This window comes from Pseudomonas veronii (genome assembly GCF_001439695.1).
GTDB classification, from domain to species: domain Bacteria; phylum Pseudomonadota; class Gammaproteobacteria; order Pseudomonadales; family Pseudomonadaceae; genus Aquipseudomonas; species Aquipseudomonas veronii.
In genome coordinates, this window is sequence record NZ_JYLL01000004.1 from 314,035 (window position 1) to 330,030 (window position 15,996).

The 15,996-nt window shown below is 59.5% G+C and carries 15 protein-coding genes; 8 read left to right on the forward strand and 7 right to left on the reverse strand.

What is annotated here, in order from left to right; genetic code table 11:
- Positions 1–80 precede the first annotated feature (80 nt).
- The 3 genes from TU80_RS07495 to rarD all read left to right on the forward strand — a co-directional run bounded on the left by TU80_RS07495 (position 81) and on the right by rarD (position 3,115).
- On the forward strand, positions 81–983 hold the full coding sequence (locus tag TU80_RS07495) for a LysR family transcriptional regulator (protein WP_057004163.1): 903 nt from the start codon (positions 81–83) through the stop codon (positions 981–983).
- 81 nt (positions 984–1,064) lie between these two features.
- Entirely contained in the window at positions 1,065–2,075 is a 1,011-nt protein-coding gene (locus TU80_RS07500) for an aldo/keto reductase (RefSeq protein ID WP_057004164.1), read from the forward strand.
- Positions 2,076–2,233: 158 nt separating this feature from the next.
- The gene (gene rarD / locus TU80_RS07505) at positions 2,234–3,115 is read left to right on the forward strand and encodes an EamA family transporter RarD (RefSeq protein WP_057004165.1); all 882 of its coding nucleotides are present in this window, start codon (positions 2,234–2,236) and stop codon (positions 3,113–3,115) included.
- A 53-nt stretch (positions 3,116–3,168) separates the two neighbouring features.
- On the opposite strand, the gene TU80_RS07510 is transcribed toward rarD, so the two are convergent.
- The 3 genes from TU80_RS07510 to TU80_RS07520 all read right to left on the reverse strand — a co-directional run bounded on the left by TU80_RS07510 (position 3,169) and on the right by TU80_RS07520 (position 6,804).
- The gene (locus tag TU80_RS07510; protein WP_234427212.1) at positions 3,169–4,383 is read right to left on the reverse strand and encodes a dermonecrotic toxin domain-containing protein; all 1,215 of its coding nucleotides are present in this window, start codon (positions 4,381–4,383) and stop codon (positions 3,169–3,171) included.
- Positions 4,384–4,558: 175 nt separating this feature from the next.
- Positions 4,559–5,635, reverse strand: a complete 1,077-nt coding sequence (gene hppD / locus TU80_RS07515) for a 4-hydroxyphenylpyruvate dioxygenase (protein ID WP_057004166.1) — start codon at positions 5,633–5,635, stop codon at positions 4,559–4,561.
- A gap of 245 nt (positions 5,636–5,880) precedes the next feature.
- Positions 5,881–6,804 carry a DMT family transporter gene (locus TU80_RS07520; protein ID WP_057004167.1) on the reverse strand — a complete coding sequence of 308 codons (924 nt, stop codon included), beginning with the start codon at positions 6,802–6,804 and terminating at the stop codon, positions 5,881–5,883.
- A gap of 78 nt (positions 6,805–6,882) precedes the next feature.
- Between TU80_RS07520 and TU80_RS07525 the strand changes: the two genes are divergently transcribed.
- The 3 genes from TU80_RS07525 to TU80_RS07535 all read left to right on the forward strand — a co-directional run bounded on the left by TU80_RS07525 (position 6,883) and on the right by TU80_RS07535 (position 9,945).
- On the forward strand, positions 6,883–7,797 hold the full coding sequence (locus TU80_RS07525; RefSeq protein ID WP_046383527.1) for a LysR family transcriptional regulator: 915 nt from the start codon (positions 6,883–6,885) through the stop codon (positions 7,795–7,797).
- 47 nt (positions 7,798–7,844) lie between these two features.
- A complete protein-coding gene (locus TU80_RS07530) occupies positions 7,845–9,386 on the forward strand; it encodes an EAL domain-containing protein (RefSeq protein WP_057004168.1) in 1,542 nt (513 codons plus the stop codon).
- A 196-nt stretch (positions 9,387–9,582) separates the two neighbouring features.
- A complete protein-coding gene (locus tag TU80_RS07535; RefSeq protein ID WP_017846297.1) occupies positions 9,583–9,945 on the forward strand; it encodes a histone-like nucleoid-structuring protein, MvaT/MvaU family in 363 nt (120 codons plus the stop codon).
- A 115-nt stretch (positions 9,946–10,060) separates the two neighbouring features.
- Here the strand turns inward: TU80_RS07535 and TU80_RS07540 are convergent, their stop codons facing one another.
- Positions 10,061–10,597: a DUF4946 domain-containing protein gene (locus tag TU80_RS07540; RefSeq protein ID WP_046383529.1), complete on the reverse strand. Its 537-nt coding sequence runs from the start codon at positions 10,595–10,597 to the stop codon at positions 10,061–10,063.
- 197 nt (positions 10,598–10,794) lie between these two features.
- On the opposite strand from TU80_RS07540, the gene gloA reads away from it, so the two are divergent.
- Positions 10,795–11,316 (forward strand): lactoylglutathione lyase, encoded by a 522-nt coding sequence (gene gloA / locus TU80_RS07545; protein ID WP_057004169.1) that lies wholly within the window; start codon positions 10,795–10,797, stop codon positions 11,314–11,316.
- 243 nt (positions 11,317–11,559) lie between these two features.
- On the opposite strand, the gene TU80_RS07550 is transcribed toward gloA, so the two are convergent.
- Positions 11,560–12,456 (reverse strand): LysR family transcriptional regulator, encoded by an 897-nt coding sequence (locus TU80_RS07550; RefSeq protein ID WP_046383531.1) that lies wholly within the window; start codon positions 12,454–12,456, stop codon positions 11,560–11,562.
- A 105-nt stretch (positions 12,457–12,561) separates the two neighbouring features.
- Between TU80_RS07550 and TU80_RS07555 the strand changes: the two genes are divergently transcribed.
- Positions 12,562–13,557 (forward strand): aldo/keto reductase, encoded by a 996-nt coding sequence (locus TU80_RS07555; RefSeq protein ID WP_057004170.1) that lies wholly within the window; start codon positions 12,562–12,564, stop codon positions 13,555–13,557.
- A 129-nt stretch (positions 13,558–13,686) separates the two neighbouring features.
- Here TU80_RS07555 and ahpF read toward each other — a convergent pair whose 3' ends face one another.
- Positions 13,687–15,252 (reverse strand): alkyl hydroperoxide reductase subunit F, encoded by a 1,566-nt coding sequence (gene ahpF / locus TU80_RS07560; protein WP_057004171.1) that lies wholly within the window; start codon positions 15,250–15,252, stop codon positions 13,687–13,689.
- A gap of 117 nt (positions 15,253–15,369) precedes the next feature.
- The gene (ahpC, locus tag TU80_RS07565) at positions 15,370–15,933 is read right to left on the reverse strand and encodes an alkyl hydroperoxide reductase subunit C (RefSeq protein ID WP_010210361.1); all 564 of its coding nucleotides are present in this window, start codon (positions 15,931–15,933) and stop codon (positions 15,370–15,372) included.
- Positions 15,934–15,996: the final 63 nt, after the last annotated feature.

The window sequence follows — 15,996 nt, forward strand, 5'->3', positions numbered from 1 at the left end:
AAATGAGCGTTCATCTTCCCAGCTTGGCAATCAGCAAAAAATCCCGGTAAAACGACAAGATATTTAAAGGATTTTTACAAATGAGCTCGATTCTCGACCTGGAAGTCTTCGTGCGCAGCGCCGACACCGGCAGCCTGTCGGCGGCCGCGCGCAGCCTCAGCCTCACCCCGGCCGCCGCGAGTATTGCGCTCAAGCGCCTGGAAACCCGCCTGGGCATACGGCTGCTGGCGCGCTCCACCCGCAGCATGCGCCTGACCGAGGAAGGCCGGCGATATCTGGACAGCGTGCGCGTGGCCCTGGAAGCCCTGTCCGAAGGTGAACAGGCGATCAAGCAACAAGGCCAAAGCCTCAGCGGTTGGCTGCAATTGGCCGCGCCTTCGGATTTCGGGCGCAACGTGCTGCTGGGCTGGCTGGATGAGTTCAAGCTGGAGCACCCGAACATCCGCGTTCAACTGTTGCTGAACGACAGTAACGCCGACCTGTTCCGCGAAACTGTCGACATCGCCCTGCGCTTCGGTGTACCCCGTGACTCCAGCCTGGTGGCGTTGCCAGTGGTGCCGGACCACCGCCGCATCGCCTGCGCCAGCCCCGCCTACCTCGCGCGCCATGGCGCACCGAGCACGCCGGCAGAACTGGCGCATCACAATACGCTGCGCTACATGCGCCAGGGGCGGGCCAACAACACCTGGTACTTCCGCCAAGGCGCCGAGCTGCAGGAAGTCGAGGTGACGGGCGACTATTTGAGCGATGACGGCGAAATCGTGCGGCGCTGGGCATTGGCCGGGCATGGCATCGCCTATAAAGCCAACCTGGATATCGCCAGCGACATTCAGGCCGGGCGCCTGGTGCCGCTGTTGACCGACTGGCAGGGCGAACCCACGCCCTTCAATCTGATGTGCCCCCATCGCCTGCAAGTGTCGGAACGGGTGAAAGTGTTGCATCGCTTCCTCCAGACACGTTGCCGGACGCTGCTGAGCGTATGAAGAAACACGCCCAGGGCTTGTCCCAGAGCCTGCGAGTCTGGTATTGCATGGCACACGTTTTCCTGATTTGAGGAGCTTTGCATGATTTATCGCACGTTGGGCCAATCCGGGTTGAAGGTCAGCGCCTTGACCCTGGGCACCATGATGTTTGGCGAACAGACCAACACCGAAGACTCGTTGCGCATCATCGACAAGGCCTGGGACCAGGGCATCAACTTCATCGACACCGCCGACGTTTATACAGGCGGACGTTCGGAAGAGCTGGTCGGTGAAGCCATCGCCCGCCAGCGTCAGGATTGGGTGGTGGCGTCCAAGGTCGGCTTTGGCCCACCGGACGGTTTGCCCAACCGCAGCGGTTTGAGCCGCAAGCGTATTTTCAATGCACTGGAAGCCAGCCTGACCCGCCTCGACACCGACTACCTGGATATCTACTACCTGCACCGCGAAGACCACAACACCCCGCTGGAGGTCAGCGTATCGGCGATCGGCGACTTGATTCGCCAGGGCAAGATCCGTTACTGGGGCCTGTCCAACTACCGCGGCTGGCGCATTGCCGAAGTGATTTGCGTGGCCGAGCGCCTGGGCGTGGACAAGCCGGTGATCAGCCAGCCGCTGTACAACATCGTCAATCGCCAGGCCGAGATCGAACAGATCACCGCCGCAGCCGCCTATGGCTTGGGCGTGGTGCCTTACAGCCCACTGGCCCGTGGCGTACTCAGCGGAAAATACGCACCCGATGCCACGCCCGAGGCCGGCAGCCGCGCCGCGCGGCAGGACAAGCGTATTCTGGAAACCGAATGGCGGGTCGAGTCGCTGCGCATTGCCCAGCAAATCCAGCAATACGCCAAAGAACGTGGCGTGGGGATTGTCGAATTCGCAATCGCCTGGGTACTGAATAACGCGGCCGTCAGCTCTGCGATTGTCGGCCCGCGCACCGAAGCGCAGTGGGATGCGTACACCGGCGCGCTGGATGTGAAGCTCACGGTTGAGGACGAGGCCTTTATCGACTCGCTGGTGACGCCGGGGCACTCGTCCACCCCGGGCTTCAATGATGTCGGTCACTTTGTGTCGGGCCGCATGGCACGCACGTAACCCCCCGGAAAATCGCAGTTCACTGCCCTTCTGCCGAGGGCAGTGAGCAAACCTGGATGAAACGCCCCAAAACAGAGCCACCTTCTGACGCCAAAAGCACTATATTCCCCTGCTGAAATCCCCCCTCTTTTGTATCCAACGGTTTTCGCGAGGACAGCGTGTCTAAAGGTGTTGTGTTATCGGTCTTGGCTTCGGTGTTGTTTGCCGTGATGTATTACTTCACGTCGCTGCTGACGCCCTTGAGTGGCCTGGAGATTTTCGGCTGGCGCATGTTACTCACCGTGCCGTGCATGACGGTGTTCATGCTCATCAGCGGCGAATGGCGACGGGTATGGGACGTGCTGCGGATGCTGGCGGCCAGGCCGCGACTGATCGGCGGCATCGTGGTGTCCTCGGCGCTGCTCGGCGTGCAATTGTGGCTGTTCATGTGGGCGCCGCTGAATGGGCGCAGCCTGGATGTGTCGGTGGGCTATTTCCTGCTGCCGCTGACCATGGTGCTGACCGGACGCCTGGTGTACGGCGAACGCTTGTCGCGGCTGCAACAGATCGCGGTGTTTTTTGCAGCCCTTGGGGTGCTTAACGAACTGTATCAGGCCGGTGGTTTTTCCTGGGCCACGCTGGTGGTGATCATCGGCTACCCGGTCTATTTCGTGGTGCGCAAATACCTGACCACCGACCATTTGGGCGGGCTGTGGCTGGACATGGCGCTGATGCTGCCGGTGGCCTGGTGGTTTGTGCAAAGCGGCGAACAGGGCTTTGCGGTGATGGCGGCCCATCCGAAACTGTACGCATTGATCCCGATGCTGGGCGTCATCAGTGCCTCGGCGCTGGTGAGCTATATCATTGCCAGCCGCTTGCTCGCATTCAGCCTGTTCGGGTTGCTCAGTTATGTGGAGCCGGTCCTGCTGCTGGGGGTGGCGTTGCTGCTGGGTGAAGGTATCAAGACGGGCGAATGGCTGACCTACATCCCGATCTGGCTGGCGGTGATGGTGCTGGTGTACGAAGGCTTCAAGCACCTGGTGCGCCAACGCAGGGCATAAGCGCGAGAGCGTGGGGCGCATCCATGCCCTCCTGCTCAGGGCTGCGCCGCCATTCAGCGGGTTTGCACCTGGACTGTTGGCTGAACAGGCGTGCCGAATTGCTTTTCCAACATGTCGGCCAAGGCGTTCAGTCGCTCGCGCCCTGAGCCGTAGAACGGGATGTCGCTCTGCACTTGATTGCCTACCTCTTCCAGGGAGGCATCCATCACTTCTTTCTTGACGCCAAACAGATTGCCCAGTCGATTGCCCTGGTTCAGCTCGAGCAACGTGCCTGTGACCGGGTTCTTGGCGATTTTTTCGATAGAATAAGCCACGTCTTCAGGAACGCCCAACGCCTCCAGCGCCGTCCCCAGGCCATGGCCTGGGTTTCTGAGCTGCTTGAGGAATTCGCCGTAGAGCCCATTCAGATCATTGGCGCCCACATTGCTCAGGATCAGATTGCCGACATCCGCTTTGTATTCCTGAGGCGTCATCAGTACGAGCGGGTCGTTATTGTTCAGCCCGTTACGCACTAAGTAGAGACCATCCTTGCTACCGCCATGCAGGTTGCCGTAAGCGTCATAATTGTAAATCACCTTATTGCCATCCTCGCGTGTCCCGATGTAGGTGGCCTTGCCATCCGGCGACAGGCTGTGGAGGCGCGTGTCGGTCAGGCCGTTGACGGGCACCGGCGGGGTGCTGGCGTCTTTGTCCAGACGCGTAAAGATGTCCCCCTTCTCATACCCATAACTGCCGACCACCGCATTGATATCGCCAGCGGCAAATTTCCCCAGCACCTGCTTGACCCGCTCCACTTGCTTTGGCGCCGCGTCACTGGAGAAGTGTGCGGCAAGCTGGTCCACCTTCTTTGGATCGCTGAGCGCCGCCTTGAGCGAGGCTGTCATTTCTTCACGGGTGTTGAATGCGTGAAACGACTGACCTTCTTGCTCCGGCAAATACATCAGAAAGTTCGGCCCTTCGGCGGTCGCCGGCGTGCGCTTGGCCATGACGATGTCTTTGGCTTGCGCGCCATCGACGGCAAAGGTCGACACCTGCACACCGGGTGCTCCCGGTTTGCCAGGCCTTACGACGGCAGTCGCCAGCGCTCGCCCGCCGGCACTCAGCGAACCGTCGCGGAACTCTGACTGTATGCGGTCCATGTAGTTTTGAAACGCCTGGTCGACTGGGTCCGAGTCGCTGGTCGAGCGGATGCTGCGAGTGGACACTGCGGGCTCGTTTTGCGCGTAAGGGGTAAGCGGATGTTGGCTTGCATAGGATGTATTGATCATAAAATGTATCCCGACGTGACTACTGAAGTTCGGCATCCCTGCATCAAGGCACAGGAGGTTTCCTGCGGCCCTGCCATCTTTGTGGACGCGGTTCGAAATACAGTTCCTCACACCTGGCGTACAAAAAAACCCGGCAGAGGCGACCTCGACCGGGCTTGTTGTGACGAGAAGGTGATCAGTCGGTGTTCAGTACACCGCGGCGCACCTGGTCACGCTCGATGGACTCGAACAGCGCCTTGAAATTGCCCTCGCCGAAGCCATCATCACCCTTGCGCTGGATGAATTCGAAGAACACCGGGCCCATCAGGGTTTCCGAGAAAATCTGCAACAGCAGGCGTTTGTCGCCTTCAATGGACGAACCGTCGAGCAGGATGCCGCGCGCTTGCAGTTGGTCCACCGGCTCGCCATGGTTCGGCAGGCGACCTTCGAGCATTTCATAGTAGGTATCCGGCGGCGCGGTCATGAAGCGCATGCCGATCTTCTTCAATGCGTCCCAGGTCTTGACCAGGTCGTCGGTGAGGAACGCCACGTGCTGGATGCCTTCGCCGTTGAACTGCATCAGGAACTCTTCGATCTGCCCGGCGCCCTTGGACGACTCTTCGTTGAGCGGGATGCGGATCATGCCGTCCGGGGCGCTCATGGCCTTGGAGGTCAGGCCGGTGTACTCGCCCTTGATATCGAAATAGCGCGCTTCACGGAAGTTGAACAGTTTCTCGTAGAAGTTGGCCCAGTAGGCCATGCGCCCGCGATACACGTTGTGGGTCAGGTGATCGATGACCTTGAGGCCGGCACCGACCGGGTTGCGCTCTACGCCTTCGAGGTAGACGAAATCGATGTCGTAGATCGAACTGCCTTCGCCAAAACGGTCGATCAGGTACAACGGCGCGCCGCCGATGCCCTTGATCGCCGGCAGGTTCAGCTCCATCGGCCCGGTGTCGATATGGATCGGCTGGGCGCCCAGTTCCAAGGCGCGGTTGTAGGCCTTTTGCGAGTCCTTCACACGGAACGCCATGCCGCACACCGATGAGCCGTGCTCGGCCGCGAAGTAGGAGGCGATGCTGTTGGGTTCGTTGTTGAGAATCAGGTTGATCTCACCCTGGCGATACAGGTCAACGTTCTTGGATCGGTGGGTCGCGACTTTGCTGAAGCCCATGATCTGGAAGATCGGCTCCAGGGTGCCTGGGGTGGGTGATGCGAATTCGATGAACTCAAAGCCCATCAGGCCCATTGGGTTTTCGTATTGGTCAGCCATTTTCGGCGCCTCTTCATTCTTGGGATGAACGGATGTCAATTGCCAGCAAGGATGAAGTGGGAGGGAGGCGCACACGAGAGACCTCGCACGCTGCGGGCGAGGAAGTCACCGAAGATGAGGGGGGAGCCGAGTAGCTTCATGGGTACATCAGTCTCTGACGGCTGAGGCTTGCGTGAGCGCAAGTCCATATTCTTGTATGCGTAAATCGATTCTACACAGCGTAACAGTGTTTGTCCGCACTCTTATCAAATCCCCATTGGCCTGCTCGGAGCAAGGGGTTTGTTGCACAGGTAGATACCGAGCAGGATCACCGCGCCGCCCAACAGCATCGGCAGAGTCAGTCGCTCATCCAGCAACACCGCGCCGCAAATGACGGCGGTCAGCGGATTCAGCGCGATAAACACACCGGCGCGGGTCGCGCCGATTCGGCGGATGCCGTCGTACCAGCCGATATACGCCAGCGCCGAGCCCAGCACCCCGAGGTACAACAGGCTGAACAGTTGCGGCCAATGCACGGCGGCCAGCGCATTCAGGCTGATCCTGCCACTGATGAGGGTGGTGGCCGTCAGCATTACTGTCCCCAGCAGAATCGACCACGTGACTGTTTGCAACGCGCCCAGGCTGTGATTGAGCTCACGGGAACACAATGAGTACACGCCCCACCCCACCACGCAGCCGAAGATCAGTAAATCGCCGACCCACGCGTTGGCTGCGGCCTGCAGCAGTTGGGGATTGCGGCTGACAATCACCGTGCCCGCGCCGACCAGGCACAAGGCAATCCCCAGCCACTTGGCCGCGCCCAGGCGCTCCTTGAACAGCCACCATGAAGCCACGCCGATCACTGCGGGGTTTAGGGCCACGATCAAGGAGGCTCGCGATGCATTGATGTAATGCAGGCCGTAAAAGAAGCACAGGTTGTAGAAAAAGATGCCGAAAAAACCCAGCACGGCCAGGCGCACCCATTGCCTGGCGTCAGGGCGAGTCAGGCGCACGCGTGCGCAGGCCATGAACAGCAACAGTGCAACGCTCGCCGATAGAAAACGCAGGGTCGCGGCCAGCAGCGGGTCAAGGTCGGCCGCCAGGTAGCGGCCGGCCACAAAGGTCCCGCCCCAGATCATGGTCACAGCGGTGAGCTTCAGATAAGTCGAGCGGTCGGGGGAAGATGTCATCGGCGGGTTGCTCTGTGGCCTGTAGGATTGGCGTATCCTCCAGCTAATGATCATTCATCGTAAAATGAGTAAATACTCATGACCCTCACGCAATTGGAAATATTCTCGCGGGTCGCCGAACTGCAAGGTTTCACCAGTGCGGCCCTTCGCCTGGGGATCAGTCAGTCTGCCGTGTCCCATGCGATCAAAGCCCTGGAGCAAGAGCTGGGGGTGGAGTTGTTTCGACGCCATCAGTCCCCAATCGAGCTCAGCGACATCGGCCGGCAACTGCTGATGCGCGCCCGCACGTTGCTCGGCGTGGCCGACACCTTGCAGCAGGAAGCCTGCGACGCGCGCGGGATGAAACGCGGTACGCTGCGCATCGGCTCTTTCGGCCCCACCTCATCCAATCGCCTGCTGCCGCGCATTCTTAAGCGCTATCGGCTGCAGCATCCGGGCATTGAAGTGCATGTCGACGAAGGCCCGGATCGCCAAGTGATCCAATGGCTGGATGAGCGGCGTATCGACGTCGGGTTTGTGGTACTGGAGCACGAGCGATTCGATACGTTTGCGCTGTTCAAAGACCAGATGGTCGCCCTTTTGCCCGCCGCCCACCCCTTGGCCGAACGCCCTTGCGTGGCACTGAAGGCGCTGTGCACCGACCCGTTCATCCTCACCGAAGCCGGCTCGCTGGAACTGGTCTCGCGACTGTTCGACAGCGCCCGGTTGACCCCGAATGTGCGTTATCGCTGTTCGCAATTGCTCAGCACCCTGGAGGCGGTGAGTCGCGGCGACGGCGTCAGCGTGGTGGCGCAGGCGTCGCTGCCCGAAACGCCGGATGCGCGCTACACCGTGCGCCCGCTGTCGCCGCCGGTCAGCCGCGAAGTTGGCCTGGCGGTGCTGGATCAACGCCAGTCGACGCCGGCGACCCTGGCCTTTATTCAAGTTGCACAAAGCGTGGATTTCTCTGCCGCGGCGAGCTTAATTGAGCCCGGCCATCTATCATCGAGTTAATCCTGCGCCTTGCGGCGTTCCGCCTCCCACCACAGACCGTTCGCCCCATGCCCCTGACCGTCAACGGCCCGCAAAAACGCGCCACCCGCTACCTGATCAGCGCACTCAGCGCGCTGCTGCCAATCGGCCTGGGCATACTCATCCTGCACTGGCAGGCTGAACGCACGCTGCAACAAAGTACCGCGCAGATGGCCCAGGAAGCGGTGCGCCAGTTCGACCTGATGCTCGACAACACCGCCCTCGCCGCCCAGGCCTTGCTGCCACTGGCCGGCCAGCCCTGTGACAGCGGCGTGCAGCTGGCACTGCGCGAGCAAGTCACGCGCCGGCCGTTTGTCCGGGCAACCACCTTGTCCTGGCAGAAAAACATCTATTGCAGTTCCTTGTTCGGCGGTGGTTATGAATCGCAGGTCAACCCGGGCGATTATGTCGATGGGCGCTTGTGGTTGATGGATGGCAACCCGGTCACACCGGATACCGCGCTGCTGGTATACCGCCTGGTCGACGGCGATCAAGGCGCCTTTGCGTCGATTGACGGCTACCACCTGACCAACGCCCTGCGCCTGATCAGCCGCCACGCAGAGCTGGTCCTGCAGGTCGGGCCGCACTGGATGGGCGCTGACGGCAAGGTGCAGGACACGGCGCTACCGGTATTTGCCGTGGCCCATCACCATCTGGTGTCGCCGCGTTATCACTACAGTGTCGACGCCGGCCTGCCGGCCGGGGAAACCTGGCGCTATATGCAAGAGCGTTACCCGGCGCTGTTCAGCCTGGTGGTGTTCTTCGGTGTACTGGCGGGCGTGCTGGCTCACTGGCTGCAGAAACGCTCGTCGGCCCCGACCCACGAGCTGCAACGGGCCCTGGGTGCCAATGAGTTCGTCGCCTATTTCCAGCCGGTGGTACGCGGCGATACGCGCGAGTGGGCCGGCTGCGAAGTCTTGATGCGCTGGAACCACCCCAAGGAAGGCCTGGTGCGGCCGGACCTGTTCATTCCGCTGGCCGAAGATTGCGGCCTGATCGTACCCATGACGCGCGCGCTGCTGCGCCAGACGGCAGCGCAACTGGCGCCGCATGCCGAGCGTTTTCCCCGTGGCTTCCATATCGGCGTGAATATCACCGCGCGTCATTGCCAGGACTTGGCCCTGGTGCAGGACTGTCGCGAGTTTCTCGCGGCCTTCCCGCCTGGCCAGGTAACCTTGGTGCTGGAACTGACCGAGCGCGAGCTGATCAACCCTACGGACATCACCCGCCGCCTGTTCGATGCGCTGCATGAACTGGGTGTGATGATTGCAATCGATGACTTCGGTACCGGTCACTCCAGCCTGGCCTACTTGCGCAACTTCAATGTCGACTACTTGAAGATCGATCAAAGCTTTGTCGCCATGATCGGTGTAGATGCTCTCTCGCGGCATATTCTGGACAGCATCATAGAGCTGTCCGGCAAGCTCGACTTGGGCATCGTTGCCGAAGGCGTGGAAACAATCGAGCAATGTGAATACCTGGCGGCACAAGGCGTGGATTTCCTGCAGGGTTACCTGTTCGGGCGCCCGCTGCCCTGCGATGAGTTCATTAAATCCCTGATCAGCCATTGAATAGCCATCTACCGCGCCGATGAAAGAGTGTTAATTAGCTAAAGACATGATTTACTCGTGACGGATTAACTACTACAATTTTTCATACCTGTGCAGAACTCGCAGGAAGGCTTCTTTCTTGAGTCGCCTTACAGCTCTTGGCTTATAGCGTTATCTGCAGTTGATATCAGCCAAATACACTATTGGAGTAAAGATTTTGTCCAGACTCGCCGAATTTCGCGCAGCAGAAAAAGCCCTTCAAGAGCAGCTTGCCCAGCTGGAATCCCTGAAGAACGACGCTGGCCTGAAGAAAGAAATCGAATTCGAAGAAAAGCTGCAAGCGTTGATGAAGAGCTATGGCAAGGGCCTGCGCGATATCATTTCCATCCTTGACCCTAACCCAGGCAAGGCCGCAGCGGTCGCCACCGCACCAAAACAGCGTCGCGCACGCGTGGTTAAGGTTTACCAGAACCCGCACACCGGCGAACTGATCGAGACCAAAGGCGGCAACCACCGCGGCCTGAAAGCCTGGAAAGAACAGTACGGCGCTGCCACTGTAGATTCCTGGCTTCGCGGCTGATCGACAACGCACTTGCAAAGAGCCCCGCAACAGCGGGGCTTTTTTTGTTTAAACGTTCGAATGCGAACTTAAATAACATTTCACTTTGTTCAAAAACGCTTACTGTGGGGCCTTTTCAAAGTTTCAGGCTGTCGCGCACCGAACGGACTTCATCCTTGCTCGCTTCGTATGCTTGCGCCTGGCCTGCGTATGAAAAAACAAAGGCTTTATCGGTATCAACAGCGCCCACCAATGTTTGCGAGAGTACGTGGCGGCCGTTCTCGGTAATCACACAAGTAGTTTCCAGCGCCTCAAGACGACTCAATGTTGTAGGATGCATCTTGCTGCACACACTTTGATAGCCGCCCTGGGCAAAGTCTTTCTGGATGGACTTGCGCATTTCCAGTAACACGCCCTCAAGATTGACGGCATGCCCGGCCTCGATCGGCGTGCCCGTCAACTCCATGACCATCACTGTCGCGCCATTTTCATCATTCTTGATTGCCCGTTGCCGAGACACCGGTTGAGTGTTGGCGGGCGTCTCCCCGGCAGGCTCCACTTCTTCGATTTGCCAGCCGCTGGGCCAGTGAATTTCCGGTTCGGCCGCCAGCGCCATAGGGCTACCCAATAACAAACACAACGTGCTCAACAACGCTGTACGACATTCGCTCATTACAAAAACATCCCAGGTTCAAGCGCCGAAGTTTGCGGCCCAGCCCCTGCGGCTCGCAAGGCCTGCGTGGGCTTTTTCATTTGGCGCGGCGGGCGGGCCTTGCGTATCATGGCCCAGCCGCACGAATGCTTGCCGCAAGCCAAGGGAACGCACCTCTCATCTCACGCCGCGTTTGCCCCATTTTTTCTGGAGGGCCCATGAGCCTGCACGATCTGAACACTTTCCCGGGCGTCACCGCCCAGCCTGACACCGCCACGTCGAACTTCGTGTTCAACCACACCATGCTGCGGGTCAAGGACATCACCAAATCCCTGGATTTCTACACCCGCGTCCTCGGGTTCTCGCTGCTCGAAAAGCGCGACTTCCCGGAAGCCGAATTCAGCCTGTACTTCCTCGCACTGGTGGACAAGGCCCTGATCCCCGCAGACGCCACCGAGCGTACCCAGTGGATGAACTCGATCCCAGGCATCCTGGAACTGACCCACAACCACGGCACCGAAAACGACGCCGACTTCGCCTACCATAACGGCAACACCGACCCACGCGGCTTTGGCCATATCTGCATTTCGGTGCCGGATATCGTGGCCGCGTGCGAGCGCTTCGAAGCCCTGGGCTGCGACTTCCAGAAGCGCCTGAGCGATGGCCGCATGAAAAGCCTGGCGTTCATCAAGGACCCGGACGCTTACTGGGTTGAGATCATTCAGCCCACGCCGCTGTAAAAATCCGACGCCATCAAAATGTCCGATGCCACGCCTAGCGTGAGGACATGAGACGCCAAGAAAACCTACACGGCGCAGCCCTCCGCTCACTGAAGCACTGGCGCTTTGGTGGGCTGGGGGCCATATGGGTGTGCAGCGGTTGCACGCGTGGGCATGTCAGAACCAGGCCCCGGCAATCGCAATGACACGACCCAGGCCGGCGGACGTCATCGCGCAATCCCCAAGCGTGCCACGAATGGCGTGTTACGCAGACTCTCCATAACGGAAGAATTCTATGAAGGCCCGCAATGCAGGACGCATCAGTCGCCGGGAAGGATAGTAGATATAAAAGCCATCGAAGGGTGGACACCATTCTTCCATGACGGAAATCAGCCTGCCTGCGCGGACATCGGCCAAAACGCTTTCCTCAAACAAAAAAGCCAGCCCAATGCCGTCGAGGGCGGCCTGCCTCATCAGTTCCTGCTGTGGCAGGATCAGATTGCCGTTCACCCCGACACTGACGGCATGCCCGTCGCGCTCCAATTCCCAGCGGTAGATACGGCCACTCTGGAACCTGCGGCGGATGCAGTTGTGTGCGGCCAGGTCGCGGGGGTGCAGAGGTTTGGGATGCCCGGCGAAGTAAGCCGGGGCCCCAACGATCATGCCGCGCCGTGCCCCACCAGCACGTACCGCGATCATGTCGATCTCCAGGCTCTCCCCGAGCCTGATCCCGGCGTCACACCCTTCCTCGACTATGTTCTCAAACGTATCCGAAACGCGAATGTCGAGCTCAATCGCAGGATAGAGCGCCACGAATGCCGGCAGTCGACGCATGATGACTTCCTGGACAGCGAGGAGCGGCATCGTGATCCGTAAGGGACCAGAAGGCGCAACAGCATCCTCCGTAACTTCCGCGAACCCGGTTTCGATTTCGGCGAGGGGGCCTGTGACCCGTGCCAGAAGGCGTTCGCCCTCCTCTGTCGGGCGTGTCGAGCGTGTGGTCCTTGCCAATAGGCGCAGCCCCAAGGCGCCCTCTAACGTGGAGACCGCATGGCTGACCGCAGAAGGCGCGATGCCGAGTTGATCGGCCGCCGCGCGAAAGCTGCCTGTCTTGGCGACGGCGACGAAAACGACGAGTTGGGAAAGCTGTGTTCTGTCCATTGTTCTAAATTTTAGATCAACACAATCTCGCTTGCACGGATTATCAGCGCTAGTCGCTCGCACTACCCTGTTCGTATTCCGGCTAACTTCACAGAGGAACACGTTATGGAACATCGCAAATTAGGCAAAATCGACGTCTCGGCCATCGGTTTGGGCTGCATGGGACTGAGCCAGGCCTATGGCGTCCAAGATGAAACCAGTTCAATCCAGACACTGCATCGTGCAGTCGAACTTGGCGTAACCTTCTTCGATACTGCCGAGGTTTATGGCCCGTATCGCAACGAGATACTTCTGGGCAAGGCGCTCAAGCCGTATCGGGAACGCGTGGTCATCGCGACGAAGTTTGGCTTCATCTACAACCGGGATCGGAACGATTTCGGTGAAATCACCGGAACGGATGGCCGTCCCGAAAATGCCCGGGCCGTCGCGCACGCTTCGCTCAAGCGCCTCGATACCGACGTCATCGATCTTTACTATCTGCACCGTGTCGACCCAGCGGTGCCCATCGAAGAGAGTGTCGGAGCAATGGCCGAACTGGTCACCGAGGGCAAGGTTCGCGCGATCGGCCTTTCCGAAGTCTCTGCCGAGACATTGCGCCGAGCCCACGCCATCCACCCGATCACCGCGTTACAGAGCGAATATTCTCTGTGGACGCGTGATGTCGAAACCAATGGCGTTCTCGACACCTGCCGCGAGCTGGGCATTTCTTTCGTGCCGTTCAGCCCGCTCGGCCGCGGCTTCCTGACCGGCAAGGCGCCCGTTACCGCCACGCTGGAAGCGGGAGATTTCCGACACAACCTGCCGCGCTTCCAGCCTGGGCACGTCGAGGCAAACCGCAGGTTGGTGAGCGTGATCGAAGAAATCGCCGCCGCAAAAGGAGTGAGCGCTGCGCAAGTCGCCCTGGCTTGGGTGCTGGCCCAGGGCAACGACATCATTCCGATCCCCGGTGCGAAACGCCTCGAACATCTGGAGCAGAACGTCGCCGCGACCCGCCTGAAATTGACCGAAGAGGAATGCACCTGGCTCGAAGCGACGTTCTCGCCCGAAAACATCTCGGGCAACCGATACCCGGCAGCGTTTGAGGTGATGTCTCAGAAATAAAACCCGCACTGAAGGTGCAGACCTTGTGTATCGGGCAGTGGCGTAGCCCAGCAAAATACGCTACCGAAACCATCCTGAAATAAAAAACCCCATGTTTACACACGGGGTTTTTTATTTACGGCGCGGACTTCAGGCCGGCGCCGAGGTCCGGATCAGGTGATCGAACGCGCTCAGCGAAGCCTTGGCGCCCTCGCCCACCGCAATCACGATCTGCTTGTACGGCACAGTGGTCACGTCACCGGCAGCGAATACACCCGGCAGTGACGTTTCGCCACGCGCATCGACAATAATCTCGCCCCGGGGCGACAGTTCGACGGTGCCTTTGAGCCAATCGGTGTTGGGCAACAAACCGATCTGCACAAAGATGCCTTCCAGGCCGATGGTCGTGAACTCACCATTGTCGCGATTCTTGTACACCAGGCCGGTGACTTTCTGGCCATCGCCTTTAACTTCACTGGTCAGTGCGCTGGTGATCACGTCGACATTCGGCAGGCTGAACAGCTTGCGTTGCAACACAGCATCAGCCCGCAGCTTGCTGTCGAACTCGAGCAAGGTAACGTGGCTGACGATGCCGGCCAGGTCGATGGCCGCTTCGACGCCGGAGTTACCGCCACCAATCACCGCTACGCGCTTGCCCTTGAACAGCGGGCCATCACAGTGCGGGCAAAAGCACACGCCCTTGGCCTTGTATTCCTGCTCGCCCGGAACGCCCATTTCACGCCAGCGGGCGCCGGTAGCCAGGATCACCGTCTTCGACTTGAGCGTCGCACCGCTTTCAAAACGGATTTCGTGCAAGTCACCGGCATTTTTCGCCGGCACCAGGCTGCTGGCACGCTGCAGGTTCATGATGTCCACGTCGTACTGACGCACATGAGCTTCAAGCGCGCCGGCCAGTTTCGGCCCTTCGGTTTCCTGTACCGAGATAAAGTTCTCGATGGACATGGTGTCCAGCACCTGGCCGCCAAAACGCTCGGCCGCCACACCAGTACGGATACCTTTGCGCGCAGCGTAGATAGCCGCCGCCGAACCGGCCGGGCCACCGCCGACCACCAGCACATCGAATGCCGCTTTGGCACTGATCTTCTCGGCGGCTTTTTCGATACCGCTGGTGTCGAGCTTGGCGAGGATTTCTTCCAGGCCCATGCGGCCCTGGCCGAAGTTCACACCGTTGAGGTAGACACTTGGCACGGCCATGACCTGGCGCTCATCGACTTCGGCCTGGAACAGCGCGCCGTCGATGGCCACATGTTTGATGTTCGGGTTCAGCACGGCCATCAGGTTCAGCGCCTGGACCACGTCCGGGCAGTTCTGGCATGACAGCGAGAAGTAAGTCTCGAAGCTGAACTCGCCTTTGAGCGCGCGAATCTGTTCAATCACTTCGACACTGGCCTTCGACGGGTGGCCACCGACTTGCAGCAGGGCCAACACCAACGAAGTGAATTCATGCCCCATGGGGATGCCGGCAAAACGCAGGCTGATCTCGGCACCCGGGCGATTGATGGAAAACGAGGGCTTGCGCGCATCGTCACCCTCGGTTTTCAGGGTAATCAGCGTGGTGAGGCTGGTTACGTCCTGCAAAAGTGCAAGCATTTCCTGGGATTTCGCGCCGTCATCGAGGGAGGCGACGATCTCAATCGGCTGGGTGACCCGTTCCAGGTATGACTTCAACTGAGCTTTAAGATTGGCGTCCAACATACGGGCGATTCCTTTGAATTTGGTAAAAAAAACGCCCGAGCGAATCTCGCCCGGGCGTTTTTGAGGGCGGTTGCAGCTTACTTAGGTGCGGAATCCCGCCCTTGATGTGTCACAGACTTAGATCTTGCCGACCAGGTCCAGGGACGGAGCCAAGGTGGCTTCGCCTTCTTTCCACTTGGCTGGGCACACTTCGCCTGGGTGGGCAGCGACGTACTGAGCGGCTTTGATTTTGCGCAGCAGCTCGGAAGCGTCACGACCAACACCGCCGTCGTTCAGTTCAACGATCTTGATCTGACCTTCTGGGTTGATCACGAAAGTACCGCGGTCTGCCAGGCCGGCTTCTTCGATCAGCACGTCGAAGTTGCGGGAGATGGTCAGGGTTGGGTCGCCGATCATGGTGTACTGGATCTTGCCGATGGCTGGCGAGGTGTTGTGCCAGGCAGCGTGGGCAAAGTGGGTGTCGGTGGAAACGCTGTAGATTTCGACGCCCAGCTTCTGGAATTCGGCGTAGTTGTCAGCCAGGTCTTCCAGCTCGGTCGGGCAAACGAAGGTGAAGTCGGCCGGGTAGAAGAACACTACGGACCATTTGCCTTTCAGGTCAGCGTCAGACACGTCTACGAAGTTGCCGTTTTTGTAGGCGGTCGCTTTGAACGGTTTTACTTGGCTGTTGATGATAGGCATCGTTGATTCTCCGTCAGGGGTTGGTAAGTTGATGAAGTGAATCCTACCCACTCTCTTGGCCGA

Bases quoted from the DNA above. Each gene is read 5' to 3' on its own strand.
- TU80_RS07495 (WP_057004163.1), top strand. From the start codon at position 81: ATGAGCTCGATTCTCGACCTGGAAGTCTTCGTGCGCAGCGCCGACACC.
- TU80_RS07500 (WP_057004164.1), top strand. From the start codon at position 1,065: ATGATTTATCGCACGTTGGGCCAATCCGGGTTGAAGGTCAGCGCCTTG.
- TU80_RS07510 (WP_234427212.1), bottom strand. From the start codon at position 4,383: ATGATCAATACATCCTATGCAAGCCAACATCCGCTTACCCCTTACGCG.
- hppD (WP_057004166.1), bottom strand. From the start codon at position 5,635: ATGGCTGACCAATACGAAAACCCAATGGGCCTGATGGGCTTTGAGTTC.
- TU80_RS07520 (WP_057004167.1), bottom strand. From the start codon at position 6,804: ATGACATCTTCCCCCGACCGCTCGACTTATCTGAAGCTCACCGCTGTG.
- TU80_RS07525 (WP_046383527.1), top strand. From the start codon at position 6,883: ATGACCCTCACGCAATTGGAAATATTCTCGCGGGTCGCCGAACTGCAA.
- TU80_RS07530 (WP_057004168.1), top strand. From the start codon at position 7,845: ATGCCCCTGACCGTCAACGGCCCGCAAAAACGCGCCACCCGCTACCTG.
- TU80_RS07540 (WP_046383529.1), bottom strand. From the start codon at position 10,597: ATGAGCGAATGTCGTACAGCGTTGTTGAGCACGTTGTGTTTGTTATTG.
- gloA (WP_057004169.1), top strand. From the start codon at position 10,795: ATGAGCCTGCACGATCTGAACACTTTCCCGGGCGTCACCGCCCAGCCT.
- TU80_RS07550 (WP_046383531.1), bottom strand. From the start codon at position 12,456: ATGGACAGAACACAGCTTTCCCAACTCGTCGTTTTCGTCGCCGTCGCC.
- TU80_RS07555 (WP_057004170.1), top strand. From the start codon at position 12,562: ATGGAACATCGCAAATTAGGCAAAATCGACGTCTCGGCCATCGGTTTG.
- ahpF (WP_057004171.1), bottom strand. From the start codon at position 15,252: ATGTTGGACGCCAATCTTAAAGCTCAGTTGAAGTCATACCTGGAACGG.
- ahpC (WP_010210361.1), bottom strand. From the start codon at position 15,933: ATGCCTATCATCAACAGCCAAGTAAAACCGTTCAAAGCGACCGCCTAC.